The 18,416-nt window shown below is 61.9% G+C and carries 19 protein-coding genes, 1 tRNA gene, 1 other RNA gene and 1 riboswitch; of the genes, 8 read left to right on the top strand and 13 right to left on the bottom strand.

Annotation, left to right across the window (positions count from 1 at the left end):
* Positions 1–32 precede the first annotated feature (32 nt).
* Positions 33–350, bottom strand: coding sequence for a hypothetical protein (locus tag SIB46_RS07600; protein WP_413295565.1), 318 nt, complete (start codon positions 348–350; stop codon positions 33–35).
* Positions 351–434: 84 nt separating this feature from the next.
* Positions 435–508, bottom strand: a tRNA-Arg gene (locus tag SIB46_RS07605).
* 40 nt (positions 509–548) lie between these two features.
* On the opposite strand from SIB46_RS07605, the gene rnpB reads away from it, so the two are divergent.
* An RNA gene (gene rnpB, locus SIB46_RS07610) (RNase P RNA component class A) lies at positions 549–914 on the top strand.
* 1 nt (position 915) lies between these two features.
* Positions 916–1,626, top strand: coding sequence for a ribonuclease III family protein (locus SIB46_RS07615; protein ID WP_413295566.1), 711 nt, complete (start codon positions 916–918; stop codon positions 1,624–1,626).
* Here SIB46_RS07615 and SIB46_RS07620 read toward each other — a convergent pair.
* Complete coding sequence (locus tag SIB46_RS07620; RefSeq protein WP_413297740.1) at positions 1,604–1,771, bottom strand: NAD(P)H dehydrogenase subunit NdhS; 168 nt, start codon at positions 1,769–1,771, stop codon at positions 1,604–1,606. The two genes, SIB46_RS07615 and SIB46_RS07620, sit on opposite strands and share 23 nt — an antisense overlap.
* Positions 1,772–1,806: 35 nt before the next feature.
* On the opposite strand from SIB46_RS07620, the gene rimM reads away from it, so the two are divergent.
* Positions 1,807–2,334 carry a ribosome maturation factor RimM gene (gene rimM, locus SIB46_RS07625; RefSeq protein WP_413295567.1) on the top strand — a complete coding sequence of 176 codons (528 nt, stop codon included), beginning with the start codon at positions 1,807–1,809 and terminating at the stop codon, positions 2,332–2,334.
* A 9-nt stretch (positions 2,335–2,343) separates the two neighbouring features.
* Here the strand turns inward: rimM and glmS are convergent, their stop codons facing one another.
* Both glmS and psaC read right to left on the bottom strand, forming a co-directional pair.
* Positions 2,344–4,230, bottom strand: coding sequence for a glutamine--fructose-6-phosphate transaminase (isomerizing) (gene glmS, locus SIB46_RS07630; RefSeq protein WP_413295568.1), 1,887 nt, complete (start codon positions 4,228–4,230; stop codon positions 2,344–2,346).
* 71 nt (positions 4,231–4,301) lie between these two features.
* Complete coding sequence (gene psaC, locus SIB46_RS07635; RefSeq protein WP_011934551.1) at positions 4,302–4,547, bottom strand: photosystem I iron-sulfur center protein PsaC; 246 nt, start codon at positions 4,545–4,547, stop codon at positions 4,302–4,304.
* 136 nt (positions 4,548–4,683) lie between these two features.
* Here psaC and acpP point away from each other — a divergent pair, with 136 nt between their 5' ends.
* Genes acpP through tkt form a run of 3 tightly spaced genes read left to right on the top strand, consistent with a single transcriptional unit; the run spans position 4,684 to position 8,241 of the window.
* On the top strand, positions 4,684–4,923 hold the full coding sequence (gene acpP / locus SIB46_RS07640; RefSeq protein ID WP_011934550.1) for an acyl carrier protein: 240 nt from the start codon (positions 4,684–4,686) through the stop codon (positions 4,921–4,923).
* Between the two features lie 27 nt (positions 4,924–4,950).
* Positions 4,951–6,198: a beta-ketoacyl-ACP synthase II gene (gene fabF / locus SIB46_RS07645; protein WP_413295569.1), complete on the top strand. Its 1,248-nt coding sequence runs from the start codon at positions 4,951–4,953 to the stop codon at positions 6,196–6,198.
* 33 nt (positions 6,199–6,231) lie between these two features.
* Positions 6,232–8,241 carry a transketolase gene (tkt, locus tag SIB46_RS07650; protein ID WP_413295570.1) on the top strand — a complete coding sequence of 670 codons (2,010 nt, stop codon included), beginning with the start codon at positions 6,232–6,234 and terminating at the stop codon, positions 8,239–8,241.
* 71 nt (positions 8,242–8,312) lie between these two features.
* Here tkt and thiC read toward each other — a convergent pair whose 3' ends face one another.
* From thiC to ruvB, 6 genes are all read right to left on the bottom strand, one after another.
* On the bottom strand, positions 8,313–9,713 hold the full coding sequence (thiC, locus tag SIB46_RS07655; protein ID WP_413295571.1) for a phosphomethylpyrimidine synthase ThiC: 1,401 nt from the start codon (positions 9,711–9,713) through the stop codon (positions 8,313–8,315).
* Positions 9,714–9,743: 30 nt separating this feature from the next.
* Positions 9,744–9,849, bottom strand: a riboswitch (TPP riboswitch).
* Between the two features lie 17 nt (positions 9,850–9,866).
* A complete protein-coding gene (locus SIB46_RS07660; protein WP_413295572.1) occupies positions 9,867–10,400 on the bottom strand; it encodes a HEAT repeat domain-containing protein in 534 nt (177 codons plus the stop codon).
* Entirely contained in the window at positions 10,397–10,615 is a 219-nt protein-coding gene (locus SIB46_RS07665) for a DUF3188 domain-containing protein (protein ID WP_413295573.1), read from the bottom strand. The genes SIB46_RS07660 and SIB46_RS07665 overlap by 4 nt, the downstream gene beginning before the upstream one ends.
* Positions 10,612–11,778, bottom strand: a complete 1,167-nt coding sequence (locus tag SIB46_RS07670; RefSeq protein WP_413295574.1) for an amidohydrolase — start codon at positions 11,776–11,778, stop codon at positions 10,612–10,614. The genes SIB46_RS07665 and SIB46_RS07670 overlap by 4 nt, the downstream gene beginning before the upstream one ends.
* Positions 11,775–12,533 carry a tetratricopeptide repeat protein gene (locus SIB46_RS07675; protein WP_413295575.1) on the bottom strand — a complete coding sequence of 253 codons (759 nt, stop codon included), beginning with the start codon at positions 12,531–12,533 and terminating at the stop codon, positions 11,775–11,777. The genes SIB46_RS07670 and SIB46_RS07675 overlap by 4 nt, the downstream gene beginning before the upstream one ends.
* Positions 12,533–13,567 carry a Holliday junction branch migration DNA helicase RuvB gene (gene ruvB, locus SIB46_RS07680; RefSeq protein WP_413295576.1) on the bottom strand — a complete coding sequence of 345 codons (1,035 nt, stop codon included), beginning with the start codon at positions 13,565–13,567 and terminating at the stop codon, positions 12,533–12,535. The genes SIB46_RS07675 and ruvB overlap by 1 nt, the downstream gene beginning before the upstream one ends.
* A 54-nt stretch (positions 13,568–13,621) precedes the next feature.
* On the opposite strand from ruvB, the gene smpB reads away from it, so the two are divergent.
* Positions 13,622–14,122, top strand: a complete 501-nt coding sequence (gene smpB / locus SIB46_RS07685) for an SsrA-binding protein SmpB (protein ID WP_413295577.1) — start codon at positions 13,622–13,624, stop codon at positions 14,120–14,122.
* On the opposite strand, the gene SIB46_RS07690 is transcribed toward smpB, so the two are convergent.
* Together SIB46_RS07690 and SIB46_RS07695 are read right to left on the bottom strand one after the other, a co-directional pair.
* Entirely contained in the window at positions 14,119–16,086 is a 1,968-nt protein-coding gene (locus SIB46_RS07690; RefSeq protein WP_413295578.1) for a serine/threonine protein kinase, read from the bottom strand. The genes smpB and SIB46_RS07690 overlap by 4 nt on opposite strands.
* 17 nt (positions 16,087–16,103) lie before the next feature.
* Positions 16,104–17,105 carry a cysteine synthase A gene (locus SIB46_RS07695; RefSeq protein WP_413295579.1) on the bottom strand — a complete coding sequence of 334 codons (1,002 nt, stop codon included), beginning with the start codon at positions 17,103–17,105 and terminating at the stop codon, positions 16,104–16,106.
* Between the two features lie 60 nt (positions 17,106–17,165).
* Between SIB46_RS07695 and egtB the strand changes: the two genes are divergently transcribed.
* Entirely contained in the window at positions 17,166–18,350 is a 1,185-nt protein-coding gene (gene egtB, locus SIB46_RS07700; RefSeq protein WP_413295580.1) for an ergothioneine biosynthesis protein EgtB, read from the top strand.
* The last annotated feature ends 66 nt before the right edge of the window (positions 18,351–18,416 follow it).

Genomic DNA, 18,416 nt, shown 5'->3' on the forward strand with positions numbered 1-18,416 from the left:
CGGCTCCCTAGGGACCAAAACCCATCATGGCATCAGGCGGCCATGGATTGATCGTCGCCGTCTTCCGCTTCATCGGTGGTTGCCGGCAGGGGAATTTCAATCGTGGTGACCACCTGGATGGCATCACGCAGTCGCATGGCATCGGCAAACCAACCCATGGCTTGCTCGGTATCCCCGCGGCGTTCAGCGTCGCTGGCTTGATCCTCATGGGCTTCGGCCAATAGGGCCAACCAGCAGAGGCTGCGGGCTTGAACAACCGATAAATCAAGCTCGGAAGGTTGAGTGCTGGCGATTCGCTCGCTCTCCTGCTGCACCAGAAGACGCAGGCGCAGATCGTGGAGCTGGGTCATGACTCCCTGTCAGACACTCGAACGCTAGCGACAGGGGCAAGGTTTCAACAGGGCACCACCTGTAGAGGTGGCAGCACCTGGACACGGGGCTGGCGGGACTCGAACCCACGACCTACGGTTTAGGAAACCGTTGCTCTATCCGGCTGAGCTACAGCCCCTTGAAAGCTCAGTATTGCAAGCGATCTAGGCTTTGAATTGGAAAGCAGGCGAGGTGATCGCAGTTGCCATTGCTTGCAGTGGTGGCTGAGGAAAGTCCGGGCTCCCCAATGGCCAGGCTTGCTGGGTAACGCCCAGTGCGGGTGACCGTGAGGAGAGTGCCACAGAAACACACCGCCGATGGCCGGCTTGCCGGCACAGGCAAGGGTGCAAGGGTGCGGTAAGAGCGCACCAGCAGCATCGAGAGGTGCTGGCTCGGTAAACCCCGGCCGGGAGCAAGGCCCAGGGACGACGGTTGGCCATTGACCGGTCCCGACAAAAGCGCGCCGCTTGAGGCCACCGGTAACGGTGGTCCCAGACAGATGATCATCCAGCGAACAGAACCCGGCTTACGTCCTGCTTTCCGCCCATGACAACGATGCAGGAGCTGCTCATCCGCCTGGGGCTAAGGCCTCCAGCCGATGAGACCGTCTTACAGCCCTTACGCACTGCCCTGACCCACACCAGTGCTGGGCTCAAGATCAACCATGAAGAGCTGGAATTCCTTGGCGATGCCGTGCTGCGACTGGCTTGCGCTGAATTTCTTGAGGAGCACAACCCCACTCTCAGCGTTGGCGATCGCTCAGGTATCCGCGCGCAATTGGTGAGCGACCGCTGGCTGGCGGAACTTGCCGCTGAACTGGAACTCGATGGACTGATCGTGCAGGGATCAGCCACCGCAGCAGACCCCACAGCAAAGGCAACGGTGCGGGCTGAATGCTGCGAAGCCTTGGTTGGTGCTGTGTATTTGGCTTGGGGCGGGGCCGACGGCGGATTGCATGCCGTGCGCCAGTGGCTTGACCCGCACTGGCAGCGCAGCAGCCTTGAACTGGCGAGCGATCCCCACCGCCACAACTGGAAATCAGCGCTGCAAGAGCTGACGCAAGCCCAAAAAGCTGGCTTGCCGGTCTATGCCACCGCTGAAGAGAACCAGAGCCATGGCGACCCTCGCCGTTTCCGCAGCGAAGTGAGCATCAACGACCAACAACACGGCACGGGTTGGGGCCCATCACGGCGTCTTGCCGAGCAAGAGGCTGCCCGCGTGGCCCTTGCTCAGCTCAGGCCTCCTTCAGGGTCTTGAGCGGCAAGGTCACGAGCTTGTCCCAGTTGCCACCTTCAAACAGCACAGCAGCTCGATCACCACTAATGCGCTGCACAAAGCCCTGGTACCCGTTGTAGATCGAGCGGCCATCATTCACCCGCACGGTGCTGCCAGGGAGAATCATCACCACAACTTTGAGGGCCTTCAGGCTAAGCGGCGATGGCAGAGGAGTTCTTAGTTGTTGGCCAGGTGGTGGCCGCTCAAGGGCTCAAGGGTGAAGTGCGCATCCTTCCGGCCAGTGATTTTCCGCAGCGGTTCACCGAGGCCGGCACACGCTGGCTCCGCCGCCGCGGCCAAGGCGAGCAGGAAGTGCAACTCATTAGCGGCCGCCAACTCCCCGGCAAAGAGCTGTTTGTGGTGCGTTTTGAAGGCATCAACGACCGCACAGCAGCAGAAGGATTGGTGCACCAAGAGTTACTGGTGGCAGCTGACGACCTGCCCGAGCTGGAGGAGGGGGAATTCCATCTACTGGATTTGCAGGGCCTCAAGGTGCATTTGGACAAAGAGGCCGAGCCCATTGGTGTGGTGGTGGACCTGCACCACGGCGGCAATGACCTGCTTGAGATTGAACTCAAAGAAAGCGGCCGCCGCTGCCTCGTTCCTTTTGTTGAGGCCATCGTTCCCCAGGTGGAACCCGAAGAGGGCTGGCTGCTGCTCACTCCCCCGAAAGGGCTACTGGATGGCTAAGCAGAGGGATCACTCCACCGTGACGCTCTTGGCCAAGTTGCGGGGTTGATCCACATCAAGGCCGCGCCTGGCAGCGATGTGATAACTGAGCAGCTGCATTGGAATCAGGGTGAGCAGCGGCGAAAGCAACTCATCGACAGCTGGCACAGGCAGCAACTCGTCAAAGATCTCGGTATCAGGGCATTCCGGAGCAACACCGATTAGACGCGCGTCTCTGGCCTTGGCTTCTTGGGCATTGCTGAGCACCTTGTCGAACACCGGCCCAGGCATGGCAACGCTCACCACAGGCACATCAGCATCGAGCAAAGCGATCGGGCCGTGCTTCATCTCACCGGCGGGATACCCCTCGGCATGGATGTAGCTGATCTCTTTGAGCTTGAGGGCGCCTTCCAGGGCGATTGGGTAGTTGATGCCGCGGCCTAGGTAAATCACGGTGCGCGTGTCGGCAAAGGCGTGGGCCAGCTCAGCGCAACGCAGGTCCAGCCGGTCGATCAAGGTCTGCAGCTGCGCTGGCAGCGCCCGCAGTTCAGCGAGCAGAGGATGCAGTTGCTCACGAGATCGCGCACCACGCAAATCGGTGAGTTGGATGGCCAAGCCATAAAACGCCAGCAACTGTCCCAAGAAGGTTTTGGTGGCTGCCACACCCACTTCAACGCCAGCAGCGATGTCGATGAGTTGGGGCACCAAGCGGCCCAGAGAGCTTTCGGTGCGGTTGGTGATGCCAAGCAGGCGCGCCGCGTAAGCGGGATCTCCATGGTCAGCGCAGCGCTGCTGCTCCATGGCCAAGGCCGCCAAGGTGTCAGCGGTCTCTCCCGATTGGGTCACGCCAATGGTGAGGGTGTGCGGCGCCAGCGGAGGCGGTGAGTAGCGGAATTCACTGGCGTAATGAACGCTGGTGGGAACTCCAGCGAGCTGCTCCAACAGATGGGCTCCCACCAGGGCGGCATGGCGGCTGGTGCCGCAAGCCAAGATCTGGATGCGCTGAACACCCTCGAGCAGGCTGCGCTCAATCGGCAAGGCCACCAAGGGGTCATTGGGGCCGCCCTCCGGCAAATGGCGCAGCAGCCACCGAGCAGCGGTTTCGGGCTGCTCATGGATCTCCTTGAGCATGAAGTGGCGGAAGCTGCGCTTGTCCGCCACGTGATCGGTGCCCTGCAGCTGGGTTGGCGGACGCTGCTGCCGCTCACCGGCTTCGTTGTAGAGCTCAATGCCCAGGGGCCCCAATAGGGCCACTTCGCCGTCTTCCAAGGGAAGAATCGTGCGTGTCACGCCTGCTAGCGCAGGTGTGTCGCTAGCGCAGAGAAATTCTCCTTCGCCAAAGCCGATCAGCAAAGGCGCCTGCCGGCGTGCCACTACCAACGCATCCGGGCACTGGGCCCAAACCACAGCCAAGGCGTAGGCGCCATCCAGCTGAGGCAAGGCCAACTGCACAGCCTTGAGCAAGGTGGCGCCATCGGCCACTGATCCAGCCGCCAGAAGGGCATTCAGCTCTTTGGACACGAGGTGAGGAATGACCTCGGTGTCGGTATCGGATTGGAAGGCCACCCCGCCTGCTTCCAGCCGCTCCCTGAGGCTGCGGTGGTTTTCGATGATGCCGTTTTGAACCACCGCCAACTCAGCGGAGCCGTCCAGGTGGGGGTGGGCGTTGCGCTCCTCAGGCTTGCCGTGGGTGGCCCAACGGGTATGGCCAATGCCGCATGAACCTGCCGCTCCACTGGCTTCAAAGCGCTGGGTGAGGTTGATGAGCTTGCCTTCGGCGCGCAAATGGCTCAGCTGACCGCCATGAACAGTGGCGATCCCGGCTGAGTCGTAGCCGCGGTATTCCAGTTGCCGCAGGCCATCTAAGAGCAAGGGGGCTGCATCACGGGTGCCAATGACCGCAACGATGCCGCACATCCGCGCCTACTCCTGATCAATAAAAAAGCCCGGCAGGGCCGGGCAGAGCATAGGGATGAAAACCCTTGAAATCAGTAGGCCAAACCCATGGAGCGGGTGGTTTCATCGCCCAGATAAACGCGGATGCTGAGGAAGTCCGTTGGGCAAGCCGTTTCGCAGCGCTTGCAGCCCACGCAATCTTCAGTGCGAGGAGAAGATGCAATCTGGCCAGCCTTGCAGCCATCCCAGGGCACCATCTCGAGCACATCGAGGGGGCAGGCACGAACGCACTGGGTGCAACCGATGCAGGTGTCGTAGATCTTGACGGAGTGGGACATGCCCTGGCCATAACAGAACCGTTTCGCCAAGGTACCCGCGCTCTTGCCGTCCGTCCGCCTGAGCGCCAAGCCCGTCATCGTTGTTAACGAGTTTGGGGCTGGCCCGTAAGATGCTCGGCGCCAAGAAGCCCAGGCCATGTCCCAGGAAATTCTCGAGAAGGTTCGTTCAATCGTGGCTGAGCAGCTCAGCGTCGATGCCGCTGAGGTCAAGCCTGAATCCAACTTTCAGAACGATCTGGGTGCTGATTCCCTCGACACGGTCGAGCTTGTGATGGCCCTGGAAGAAGCCTTCGATATCGAAATCCCCGACGAGGCCGCTGAAGGCATCGCCACTGTTGGTGACGCCGTGTCCTACATCCAGGAGAAGAAGGGCTGATCATCGCGATCTGCTCGTTGCAACACCATGGCTGAGTCGTCCCGCCGGGTGGTGATCACGGGTCTTGGCGCCGTGACACCCATTGGCAACACCGTCGCCACCTATTGGGCCGGGCTGCAGTCCGGTGCCAATGGTGTGGCGCCGATCACCCTGTTTGACGCGTCCAAGCACGCCTGCCGCTTTGCCGCAGAAGTGAAGGACTTCGATCCCAGGGGTGTGCTCGATCCCAAAGAAACCAAGCGCTGGGATCGCTTTTGTCAGTTCGGCGTTGTGGCTGCCAAAGAGGCGCTGGCTCACAGCGGCCTGGACATCACCGATGCCAATCGCCAGCGCATCGGCGTGATCATCGGCTCTGGCGTTGGCGGCCTGCTGACCATGGAAACCCAAGCCCACGTTCTTGAGGGCAAGGGGCCTGGGCGGGTGAGCCCGTTCACGGTGCCGATGATGATCCCCAACATGGCGACTGGCCTGGCAGCCATCGCTTTGGGGGCCCAAGGGCCCAGTTCGGCTGTGGCCACCGCCTGTGCCGCTGGATCCAACGCCATTGGTGATGCCTTCCGCCTGCTGCAGCAAGGCCATGCCGATGTCATGGTTTGCGGAGGCGCTGAATCAGCGATCACACCGCTTGGTGTTGCTGGCTTTGCCAGTGCCAAAGCGCTCTCGTTCCGCAATGACGATCCAGCCACAGCCAGTCGTCCTTTCGATGCTGAGCGTGATGGCTTTGTGATTGGCGAGGGCGCCGGCATTTTGGTGCTGGAAACCCTCGAGCACGCCCAGGCCCGCGGCGCCGAGATTCTTGGTGAAGTGGTTGGCTACGGCATGACCTGTGATGCCCACCACATCACCTCACCCATTCCGGGTGGTTTGGGTGGTGCCAGGGCGATGAGCCTGGCCCTCGCTGATGCTGGGCTGAAGGCCGATGACATTGATTACGTCAATGCCCACGGCACCAGCACCCCAGCCAACGACAGCAACGAAACCGCTGCAATCAAAACCGCCCTGGGCGAGCGGGCTATGGCCATCCCGGTGAGCTCCACCAAGTCGATGACCGGCCACCTGCTGGGCGGCAGTGGTGGCATCGAAGCCGTCGCTGCGGTGCTAGCACTGCAGAACGGTGTGGTGCCTCCCACCATCAACCACCAAAATCCCGATCCCGCCTGTGATCTGGATGTCGTTCCGAATCAGGCACGGGAGCAGATAATCTCTACGGCCCTCTCCAATTCATTTGGATTCGGCGGTCACAACGTCTGCCTCGCTTTCCGTCGCTACGCGTGACGGGGTCCCCCTTACCTCCCCTACGAGATCCCCATGGTCGCTGCACCTGTTTCGCTCGACACCCTCTGCATCAACAGCATCCGCATGCTGGCGGTCGATGCGGTCAACAAGTCCAATAGCGGCCACCCCGGATTACCGATGGGCTGTGCGCCCATGGGCTACACCCTCTGGGACAAGTTCCTGAAGCACAACCCCAAGAACCCCAAGTGGTTCAACCGGGACCGTTTCGTGCTCTCAGCTGGGCACGGCTGCATGCTGCTCTACGCCTTGCTGCACCTGACCGGCTACGACTCAGTCAGCATCGATGACATCAAGCAGTTCCGTCAGTGGGGCTCCAAAACGCCTGGTCACCCCGAGACCTTTGAAACCCCTGGCATCGAGGTGACCACAGGCCCTCTGGGCGCCGGCATCTCCAACGCTGTTGGCCTGGCGATTGCTGAGGCTCACCTGGCCGCCAAGTTCAACAAGCCCGACGCCAAGGTCGTTGATCACTACACCTACGTGATCATGGGCGATGGCTGTAACCAAGAAGGTGTGGCCTCAGAGGCCTGCTCCTTGGCCGGTCACCTCAAGCTGGGCAAGCTGATTGCCCTCTACGACGACAACCACATCACCATTGACGGGCGCACCAACGTCTCCTTCACCGAGGACGTGCTTAAGCGCTATGAGGCCTACGGCTGGCATGTGCAGCACGTGGCTGAGGGCAACACCGATGTAAACGCCATCGCCAAGGCCATCGAGGCCGCCAAGGCTGTCACCGAAAAGCCTTCCATCATCAAGGTGACCACCACCATCGGCTACGGCTCGCCCAACAAGAGCGACACCGCCGGTGTGCACGGCGCTCCCCTGGGTGAAGAGGAAGCTGCTCTGACCCGCCAGCAACTGGGCTGGGATTACGGCCCCTTTGAGGTGCCCCAAGAGGCCTATGACCAATACCGTCAGGCCATCGAGCGCGGCTCCAACCTCGAAGCTGAGTGGAACCAGGCCCTGGCCGGCTACCGCAGCAAGTACCCCAGCGAAGCCGCTGAATTTGAGCGCATGCTGCGCGGCGAACTGCCCCAGGGATGGGACAAGGATCTGCCCACCTACAGCGCCGATGACAAGGGGCTGGCCACCCGCAAGCACTCCCAGATCTGCCTGGGTGCTCTCGGACCCAACTTGCCTGAGCTGATCGGTGGCTCCGCTGACCTCACCCACTCCAACTACACCGACATCAAGGGCGAAACCGGCTCCTTCCAGCCGGAAACACCAGAGAAGCGCTATTTGCACTTCGGTGTGCGCGAGCACGCCATGGCGGCTGTGCTCAACGGCATTGCTTATCACAACAGCGGTTTAATCCCCTACGGCGGCACCTTCCTGGTGTTTGCCGACTACATGCGCGGTTCGATGCGCCTGTCAGCCCTCAGCGAGCTGGGTGTGATCTATGTGCTCACCCACGACTCCATCGGTGTGGGCGAAGACGGCCCCACCCACCAGCCGATTGAAACCATCCCGTCGCTGCGGGCCATCCCCAACATGCTGGTGTTCCGTCCTGGTGATGGCAACGAAACCAGCGGTGCCTACAAGCTGGCCATTGAAAACCGCCATCGCCCCAGCGCTCTGTGCCTGAGCCGCCAAGGCATGGCCAACCAGGCCAACTCCTCGATTGAGAAAGTCGCCCATGGCGGCTACATCCTTGAGGATTGCGACGGCACTCCCGAGCTGATCCTGATTGGCACCGGCACCGAGCTGGACCTTTGCGTTCAAGCTGCCAAGCAGCTCACCGCCGAAGGCAAGAAGGTGCGTGTGGTGTCCATGCCCTGCGTTGAGCTGTTCGACGAGCAGAGCGATGCCTACAAGGAGCAGGTTCTGCCTGCTGCCATCCGCAAGCGCATCGTGGTGGAAGCGGCCGAAGCCTTCGGCTGGCACCGCTTCATTGGCCTTGATGGCGACAGCGTCACCATGAACCGCTTTGGCGCTTCCGCTCCTGGCGGCACCTGCATGAAGGAATTCGGCTTCACCGTCGAGAATGTGGTGGCCAAGTCCAAGGCCCTGCTGGGTTGAGGCTCAATTAACCAAACAAAAGCCCCCCGGATGGGGGGCTTTTTTGTGCCTTGGTGCTGAACGAGTAAGACTCAATCCGCCCGATCAAGCTTGGCTGTGCTCAGCTCAGCCCCGCCTTTGCTCTTGAGCACTTCTTCAAGACCCTCCAGATCGGCATCAGTGATCTTGGTCTGCATCGGGCAATGCTTCGGACCACACATTGAGCAGAACTCCGCCTGCTTGTAGATGTCAGCTGGCAGGGTTTCGTCGTGATACTCCTTGGCCCTCTCAGGATCGAGAGACAGCTCAAACTGCTTGTTCCAATCGAAGGCATAACGGGCCCGACTGAGCTCATCGTCGCGGTCACGGGCACCAGGGCGATGACGGGCAATGTCAGCAGCGTGAGCTGCGATCTTGTAAGCAATTAAGCCCTCGCGCACATCCTCTGCATTGGGGAGACCCAAGTGCTCTTTGGGGGTGACGTAGCAGAGCATGGCGGTGCCATGCCAGCCGGCCATCGCAGCGCCAATGGCGCTGGTGATGTGGTCGTAACCCGGAGCGATATCGGTAACGAGGGGACCCAGCACATAGAAGGGCGCTTCGCTGCACTCCTCCATTTGCTTTTTGACGTTGAACTCGATCTGGTCCATCGGCACGTGGCCAGGGCCTTCTACCATCACCTGAACGTCATGCTTCCAAGCGCGGCGGGTGAGTTCACCCAAGGTCTTGAGTTCAGCCAGCTGGGCATCATCGGAAGCATCGTGCTGGCAACCAGGCCGCAAAGAGTCGCCCAAGGAGAAGGTGCAGTCGTAGCGCTTGAAGATCTCGCAGATGTCTTCAAAGCGGGTGTAAAGGGGGTTTTGCTTGTGGTGATACAGCATCCACTGGGCCAAGATGCCGCCCCCGCGGCTGACAATCCCAGTCAGGCGGCCCTTGACCTTGGGCAGGTGCTCAATCAGCAGGCCGGCATGGATCGTTTGGTAGTCAACGCCCTGCTGACAGTGCTTTTCGATGATGTGCAGGAAATCATCTTCTGAAAGGCGCTCGATCGAACCATGCACGCTCTCCAGGGCCTGATAAACGGGCACCGTGCCGATGGGCACTGGCGAAGCGTTGATGATCGCCGTGCGCACCTCATCTAGGTTCACACCACCGGTGGAGAGATCCATCACGGTGTCAGCGCCGTACTTAACGGCCAGCTCCAACTTCTTCACCTCTTCGGAGGCATCGGAGGCATTGGGGGACGCGCCGATATTCGCGTTCACCTTGCACTTGCTGGCGATGCCGATGGCCATCGGCTCCAGATTCGTGTGGTTGATGTTGGCCGGGATGATCATGCGGCCCCGAGCCACCTCCTCCATCACCAGCGATTCCGGCAGATTCTCCCGCTTGGCCACATAGGCCATTTCTTCAGTGACCAAGCCCTGGCGGGCGTAATGGAGCTGGCTGACATTGGCACTGCCGCGGCGCTTCTCTATCCAGGCACTGCGCATGACGAAGGTTCCTCAACAGGGAGGGGGGCCGCCGCACATCCAGCACTTCCCTGCGCCGGCATCACCCGGATCAGGTTCGGAGGGTGTGATCTCAGCCATAGCCGTTGATCCGGCGACGGCACCCCTAGTGACTCCAAAAAGCTAGCAAGACCACTAGGGCAGCAGCTTCTCCAAGCGGCGTTGCTGCAGACGCAACGTCAAGCCTTGGCCGGCTTCACGCACGGTCTCGTTGTCATCGGCACAGCCTTGCTCGGCCAGCTGCTGCAAAGGCTCCATCGGCATGTCATCTTCAGCAGCCATCGCCGCCAGGATGCTGGTACGAACCAGCCAATGGTCGTCGCGGGCATACAGATCCAAGAGCGCCTGCAGGGCCTGCTCGCCGCCATGACGGGCCACAGCATTGGCCGCTTCAGCACGAACGTTGTGATCACTCTCGGACTGCATCACCGCCAGCAGAGCCTGCAGCCCCTGGGGATTGCGCTTGTAGCCCAACCCCATGCAAGCCAAGGAGCGCACCACAAAAGCTTCGTCATCAAGGCACTGCAGCAAGAGCGGCACACACTCTTGGGGCTCAAAGGGCTGCATTGCCGTGATCGCCCGCATCCGCAACGTGGTGTCGCCACTGGTGATGGCTGCCTCAATCGCCGGCAAATCCATACCACTGGGTTGTTGGGCTTCGGTGCTCATGGCGTTGGCTCGCGCTCGCGTAAGGCGCGCAGCAGCTGGCGCCGGCGGCGACCATAGCCAGCAGATCCAGCCACCAGCAGCCCCGAACCGATCAGCACAGCGGGCAGGGCCTGCAAGCGCTCAGCGCCCTGGCGCTGGCCAACCCCAAAGAGCCCCAACAGGGCCAACAACACCAATAGAGGTGTGGCCAACGCCATCAGCAGGCGTGAGTTCACAGGGCAGCTCCGCTCTGCTGGCCATGCTGCTCCAACCAGCGGCGCAATGTTGCGGAAAGCAGCTCAACCGCCAACGGCAAACAAGATTCCTCCGGGTTGAAAGCCCCGTTGTGCAAAGGCGCGCAACCATCAGGACCCGCCACACCCAACCGGAACATGCACCCCGGCACATGGCCTAGATAGTGGGCGAAGTCTTCGGCTCCCAGGCTGGGTTGCTGTAGCTCCAGCACCCGCTCACGCCCCAACTGCTCGAGGGCCACCTGCTCCAGCAAGCGCGTCAGCTCCAAGTCGTTCTGAACCGGTGGGGCAATACCGCGAAACCGCACCGTGGCATCCCCGCCGTAGGCACGGCAGATCTGCTGGGCGGTGCTTTCGACCCACTCCGGCAACTCTTCATAGAGGGCTGTGTCTAAACAGCGCAGGGTGCCGAGCAGCTTGACGCGATCAGCAATCACATTGAACGCGCGGCCCCCTTCAATCCGCCCAAAGCTCAGCACCACCGGTTGCAGCGCATCAAGCCGGCGACTAATCGCCTCCTGCAAACCACTGATTAGGCGCGCCGCAATCCAGATCGCATCGACCGACTGATGGGGCCGGGCCCCATGGCCCGATTCCCCGAGCACCTCCACTTCCAACTCAGCCGCCGCGGCCGTTAGGGAGCCATGGCGCACGCCAATGCTGCCGGCAGCAATGCTGGGAAACACGTGCACCCCATACAGCCCGCTAAGGCCATCCACCGCCCCTGCTTCCACCAGCCACCGGGCCCCCTCCGCTGTTTCTTCGGCGGGCTGGAAGAGCAGCCGCACCCGACCCGGCAACGGGCGCGGATCTCTAGCCAAGGCCATGGCCACGCCCAGCCCCACACAGGTGTGCAGATCATGGCCGCAGGCATGCATCAGACCGGGCTCTTTGGAGGCAAAGGGCAGGCCGGTGCGCTCTTCGATTGGCAATGCATCGAGATCAACGCGCAGGCCAATCACGGGGCCGCTCGCAGGGCCCAATTCCGCCACCACACCCGTCCGGCCAACACCTTCCCGAACCTGCCAGCCGAGTTGACGCAATTCACCAGCCACCAACGCGGCTGTGCGCTGCTCATGGCCGCTCAACTCCGGATGGGCATGCAGATAACGGCGAATCTCCAGTAGGGCGGCCTGATCGTTCATGCCTGACCCCCATCCAGCGCTAAGAAGCGCTGCAGTGCGCTCACCGGCTGCGGCGGCCAGCGGCGCACCTGCAGCAACCATTGCGGATCGCTGTAGCGCTCATCCAAACCAGAAGCCGCCGCCCAGTTGCTCTCAGCCTCACCAGCATTGCCCTGCTGCCAGAGCAACGCGGTCAAAGCCGCACGGGCATCAGCAAAGAGGGGGTAACGGCGAATCAAACGGCGCAATTCCTTCTCTGATGTCTCCAGTTCATCGATTTGGAACGCCGCTAAAGCAGCACTGGAGCGCGCCATGGCCATCCCTGGCTGAGCGAGCGATGCCGCTTCAAATCGCTCCCTTGCTGCAGGCCAATCCCCCAGGCTGCCGGCCACATTGCCCAAGTTGTAAAGGGCGGCTGCCTCATCGGGCTGGCGCTCCAAAATCCAGTTGTAATCCGCTGCTGCTTGATCCCAAAGGGCCAAGGCTTCTTCGGCGGTGCCGCGATTGAGATGGGGGTCAATCGCATCGGGCTCCAAGCGAATCGCTTCGCTTTGATCGGCAATGGCACCCTCTGGGTCACCCAGGGCCAAGCGCACATTGCCGCGGTTGCTCCAACCGGCGCTATCTGCCGGTGCCAGCTCAATCACGCCATCCCAAAGGCTGAGAGCTTCAGCGAAACGACCTTGCTGGCTGGCCTCCAGGGCCTGGTGGAACTGATCAGCCAGCCCAGTGGTGCCCAACAGCAACGCCAACAGAGCTGGCATCAGCCAAGCCATTAAGCGGCCTCCAGATGGGCCCTGCCGGCATCGGTCAACACACGCCCGCGGGGGGTGCGCTGCAGAAAACCGAGTTGCAACAGAAACGGCTCCACCACAGCTTCCAGCGTGTCGGGGTCTTCACCCAACGCTGCTGCCAGGGTATCGAGGCCTGCTGGGCCGCCGCCGTAGCTGGTCTCCAGCAAGCTGAGCAAACGGCGGTCGGAGGGATCGAGGCCGCGACCATCCACCCGATGCATCGCTAGCGCTTCCACCACCACTGGTGCTTCCACAGTGGCAATCCCTCGCACGCTGGCGAAATCGCGCACACGCCGCAGCAGGCGGTTGGCGATCCGCGGGGTGCCCCGGCACCGCCGGGCAATTTCAGCGGCGGCCTCAGCCGCTAACTCCAACTGCAACAGCAGGGCCGAGCGAGACACGATCGCCTCCAGATCGCTGCAGCTGTAGAACTCGAGCCGTTGAATCAAACCAAAACGATCCCGCAAGGGCGAGCTCAAGGACCCGGCTTTGGTGGTCGCCCCCACCAAGGTGAACGGCGGCAGCTCCAAACTGCGGGTGCGGGCGGCTGGACCAGCGCCCACGGTGAGATCGAGTCGAAAATCCTCCATCGCTGGATAGAGCAGCTCTTCCGCCACCCGATTCAGCCGGTGGATTTCATCGATAAACAGCAGCTCACGCGGCTGCAGATTCATCAGCAGGCCAACGATGTCGCGTGGTCGCTCCAGGGCTGGCGCACTGGCAATGCGGCACGACACACCCAGCTCTTCGGCCAACACCAACGCCATGGTGGTTTTGCCCAGGCCTGGGGGGCCGTAAAGCAGCACATGGTCGAGTGCGTCGTTCCGAAGGCGGGTGGCCTCCACTGCAATCCCGAGCACCTGCTTGAGCTCGCTCTGGCCGATGTAATCGCACAGACGCCGCGGCCTTAGGCCTTCATCACGGCCGCCATCGCTCTCTGCAGCCGTGGCCTCTGGAGCCACCAGACGCTTGGGCGCCGGGGGCTTGTTACCGCCGCTGGAGGACTGAATTGCCATGGCTCGAGGTTACGGACAATCCATGCGTCAGCATGAAATGAAAAGGGCGAGGGCGTGGCCGGCAAGGGCAAAGGGGCAAAAGCAGCAGCCAAGAAGCGTCTGGAAGCGCAAAAGCTGCTGGCGGACAACCGCCAGGCCCGCCATCAATACGAAATTCTGGAAACCTTGGAAACCGGCATTGAGCTGCTGGGAACCGAGGTGAAGGCCATCCGCGCCGGCAAGGCCAACCTGCGCGATGGCTTCTGCCTAATCCGCCAGGGACAGCTGCAACTGCACAACGTGCACATTGCCGGCCATGAACAGGCCAGCCGCTATTTCAACCATGAGCCGCTGCGGGTGCGCAGGCTGCTGGCCCATCGCCGCGAAATCGACAAACTCCGGGGGCAGCTCGACACCAAAGGCCTCACCTTGATCCCTTTAAACATCCATCTCCAAGGCAGCTGGATCAAGCTCACCATCGGCCTGGGCAAAGGGCGAAAGCTCCACGACAAGCGCCAGGAAGAGCGCCGCAAACAGGACCAGAAGGATTTGCGCTCCGCCCTCAAGCGCTACTAGTTACCGAACGGATCCACGGTGGGCTGCTTGATCTGATCGAGCACAGAATCCTGCGGAAGCTGCTGTGGCTGGGGTTGAGGGCGCGGCTGAGCGGAAGGCTGCTGCTGGCGAGAGGGTTGCGGCTTGCTTGCCGGCTTGGGCAAGGGCGGATCCACCCGCACCGAAAGGCTGAACAAACCGGGAGCAAGGCCGTCGTTGCGGATCAGCAACTGCACCGGAGAGTTCTCCACCCTGGCCACGCTGAGCACCCGCAGTGGGCCCCGCGGCTCCAGCACCTTGCCATTGGCTGCAAACAAACTCATCTGCATCAACGGCGTGCCATTGACCCCCAAGACCAAGCGATGGTTCTTGGGCACGGAGATGGCGATCAACTTGGCCCCTTGCCCATCAACAGAGGTGCTGAGCGAGCGAGGGATATTCAAGACCGGCTTGAGCTGCTCCACCTTGAGGCCTTCCAAGCTGCGCAGAGCAGCGGCATACCAGATCTGCCTCACGGGCTCAGCAGGAATCGTCTCTGGATTGCGGCCCGGCAGCAGGTTTTGAGCACTGCTGCTGACCAACTGCCTCAGCACCAATGGACTCAGGCCCTCTTTGGTGAGCGATTTCTCCCGTTGCTTCCAATCCGCATCGGTGTAGCTGCCCAGGCGTTGGCGCAAGGGAACCGGAAGCTGCTCAACGCGCACCAGCCACTCCTGGGCCAGATCGTTCCAGATTTTGCGCAGCGGCGCATCCTCCAAGGAGTCGGTGGGTGCTCGACCACCCCGCTCCGGGAACTGAGCCGCAAGGCTGCTATCCACCAACTTGAGAAACCAGGTCTGATCGACCTGCAACGCCCTGAGGCGATTGAGCAATTGCTGGCGTTGATCCAACTCGGCTGGCGGCAAGCTGAGCTGCGGTGCAAGCGCCGTAGCCGGGCGGTTGCTCTGGCGGTTGCGGCCCAGCAGCAACCAACCCAACGCCGAGCCCAGCAACGCTGCCAAGAGCAACGCAATCACCACAGGCCAAAAACGTCCTTCCGCCGCTTGTTCTTTGGCGCGCCGGCGCTCGTCTCGGGTTGGACGCGTTGGGGCAGGGGCAGGAGATGCCTCCACTTGCTGCTCTGGCTTGAGCTGCGGCAGCAGCACAGCCGTGCGATCAGAGCGGCTCACGGGTCCGGTGCTTTCTGGAACCGGCAGAGCGGCTAACGCCTCGGCCACCTCAGCCGCTGAGTTGAAGCGCTGCTCAGGGCTTGTTGACAGGAGCCGTTCAAGGACTTGGCGAAACGCAGCATCCAGCGCAATCCCTTCGGGCCAGCGCCAGGCCAGCGACACCGGATCCATTAAGGCTGCTGGCTCCTCACCACTGAGCAGCACCAAGGCCACAACCCCCAGGCTGTAGAGATCCATCCAGATCTCATAGGGCTCGTGCCTGGCCTGGGGTGGGGCATAGCCCGCGGTTGCAGCCGTTAGCGGTTGGCCAGCAACGGCGTCTTGCAGGCCGAAATCAATCAGCACCGGCAGTCCATCGCTATCGCGGCGGACCAAATTGGCGGGGGTCAGATCCCCGTGCACCAAGTTCTGGCCATGCAGGGCAGCCAAGGCAGGCAGCAACTGGCGCAGCAGCAGCAGCACCTCACCAGAACCAAAAACCAATTGCCGCTCTTGGCGGGCCTGCTGCAGGTCTTGGTAGGTGCGCCCATTGATCCACTCGCGCACCTGCCAGCAACCGTCATCGGCAGGCAACTGTTCGCCCAAGCGGGGAATTTGTGGATGCAGCACAGCCTTGAGCCGCTCCAAGCGCTGCTGCAACGCAGTGAATTGATCAGCCGAAAGGCCCCACCACGCTCTGATGGCCACCGGCAACTCACCCACCAGCGTGTCGGTGCCGCGCCAAAGGCGCGTGCCCTCGGCCTCGCTCAGGACCTCAGCGAGGCGATAACGGCTGTCAAGCAAGGCTCCGCTGGCGGCCTCAGCAGGGGTCGGCACGGCCACTGTTCTGGCTCTTAAGCGACGCTACCGAGTTGCTGCCGCTCTGGCTGGCGCAGCCCGCGGCTTTGCAACCACTCCTTATTCCAAATGCGGGAGCGATAGCGATCGCCGCCATCACACAACACCGTGACGATCCGGTGCCCAGGACCTAAGCGGCGGGCCAACTCCACCGCCGCGGCCACATTGATCCCAACCGATCCACCCAAGAACAGACCTTCATGCCAAAGGAGGTCGTAGAGCACATCAATGGCGGTTTGATCATCGATGCGAATCGCCTCATCGACGGGCGCCCCCTCCAAATTGGCGGTGATGCGGCTGTTGCCGATGCCTTCAGTGACTGAGGAGCCTTCGCTGGCCAATTCACCAGTGCTGGCCCAGCTATGCAGGGCACTGCCATGGGGGTCGGCCAATACGCAGCGCACAGCCTCTGACTGCTGCTTGAGATAGAGGGCCACGCCGGCATAGGTGCCCCCAGTGCCTGTGGCCGCAACCCAACCATCGAGCCGGCCTTCGCATTGCTGCCAGATTTCCGGACCAGTGGTGTCGGCATGGGCCTGACGGTTGGCGCGGTTATCAAATTGATTGGCCCAAACCGCACCCGGTATCTCCTCAGCGATCCGGCCGGAGAGTTTCACGTAGTTGTTGGGATCCCGATAAGGGACAGCGGGAACAGTGCGCACTTCAGCTCCAAGGCTGCGCAGCAGGTCAATCTTTTCAGCCGACTGCGTTTCCGGGATCACGATCACGCAGCGGTAACCGCGGGCATTGCAGAGGTGCGCCAATCCGATGCCGGTGTTCCCGGCTGTTCCCTCGACAACGGTGCCGCCAGCTTTGAGCTCACCACTGGCTTCGGCAGCCAAGAGGATGCCCAGTGCGGCGCGGTCTTTGACCGAACCGCCGGGGTTCATGAACTCAGCCTTGCCGAGGATTTCGCAGCCGGTGCGCTCGCTGAGGTGCTCTAGGCGAATCAGCGGGGTGTTGCCCACCGCTCCAACGAATCCGCGCGTGATCCCCATCCTGCTGCTGACTGCGTTTGCGCAGGCTAGGGTCCCGCCACCAAAGGGTCTGCGCTGCGGATGATCCGACACTCCCCAGCGCCGGTGCTCGAGCGCGTGAGCGCGATTCGCCAACACAGCGTTGATCTGGTTGCACCACTGGAGCCGGAAGATCTGATGCTGCAGGGCATGGCCGATGCCAGCCCCCCGAAGTGGCATCTGGCCCACACCACCTGGTTTTTTGACACCTTCCTGCTGCAGCCCAACCGGCCCAGCTGGCAGCCCATGCCCGAGGGCTGGGGTCTGTTGTTCAACTCCTATTACGAAGCGGCAGGTCCTCGCCATCCCAGGCCCCAGCGAGGTTTGCTGAGCCGGCCCACCATCGCTGAGGTGATGCACTGGCGTGAGCGGGTAGATCAAGAGCTGCAGCGCTGGCTGCTGGAAGGCATGGCTGATGAGCAAGCTCAACTGTTGGAGTTGGGCCTGCAGCACGAGCAACAACACCAGGAACTGCTGTTGATGGATCTGCTCGATGGCTTCAGCCGCAATCCACTGGCTCCCGGCTACGACCCTGATGCCCCAACACCACCGGCTCAGGGGCGCAGCGGCCAGTGGCTGGAATTTGAAAGTGGCCTGATCAGCATTGGCGTTGAGCCGGGCGAGCCTCAGTTCCATTTCGACAATGAAACGCCTCGCCAGAGGGTTTGGCTGGATGCCTGCGCGCTGGCTGATCGCTTGGTGACCAACGCGGAGTTCGAAGCCTTCATGGCTGATGGTGGCTACCGCAAGCCCAAACATTGGATGGCCGAAGGCTGGAACTTGTTGCAAGCGAATGGCTGGTCAGCACCCTGCTATTGGCGCGCGGACGGCATGGAATTCAGCCTGCGCGGCTTGCAACCGCGGGAAGCCGATGCCCCAGTGCGGCATGTGAGTTGGTTTGAAGCGGATGCCTATGCCCGCTGGGCTGGCGCGCGGCTGCCAACCGAAGCGGAATGGGAGCAAGCGGCCAGGCAATGGCCTGATGCGGCGGATTGGTTTGGCAGCCTGTGGCAATGGACAGCGAGCCCCTACACCCCTTACCGCGGTTTCCAGCCGGCGGCGGGAGCTGTTGGTGAATACAACGGCAAATTCATGAGCAGCCAAATGGTGCTGCGCGGCAGCTGTTTTCTGACGCCAGGTGGCCACGGGCGGCTCAGCTACCGCAACTTCTTTGGGCCCCAATGCCGCTGGCAAGCCGCTGGAATTCGGCTGGCGGTGGACCGCTGATGAGCCCGCACGCAACTGCCCAACACTTTGAGCTTATTGACCTGCATCCAGCCCCAAGCGATGTGA

The organism is Synechococcus sp. MIT S9452 (genome assembly GCF_047304245.1).
In the GTDB taxonomy this organism is placed as follows: Bacteria; Cyanobacteriota; Cyanobacteriia; order PCC-6307; family Cyanobiaceae; genus RCC307.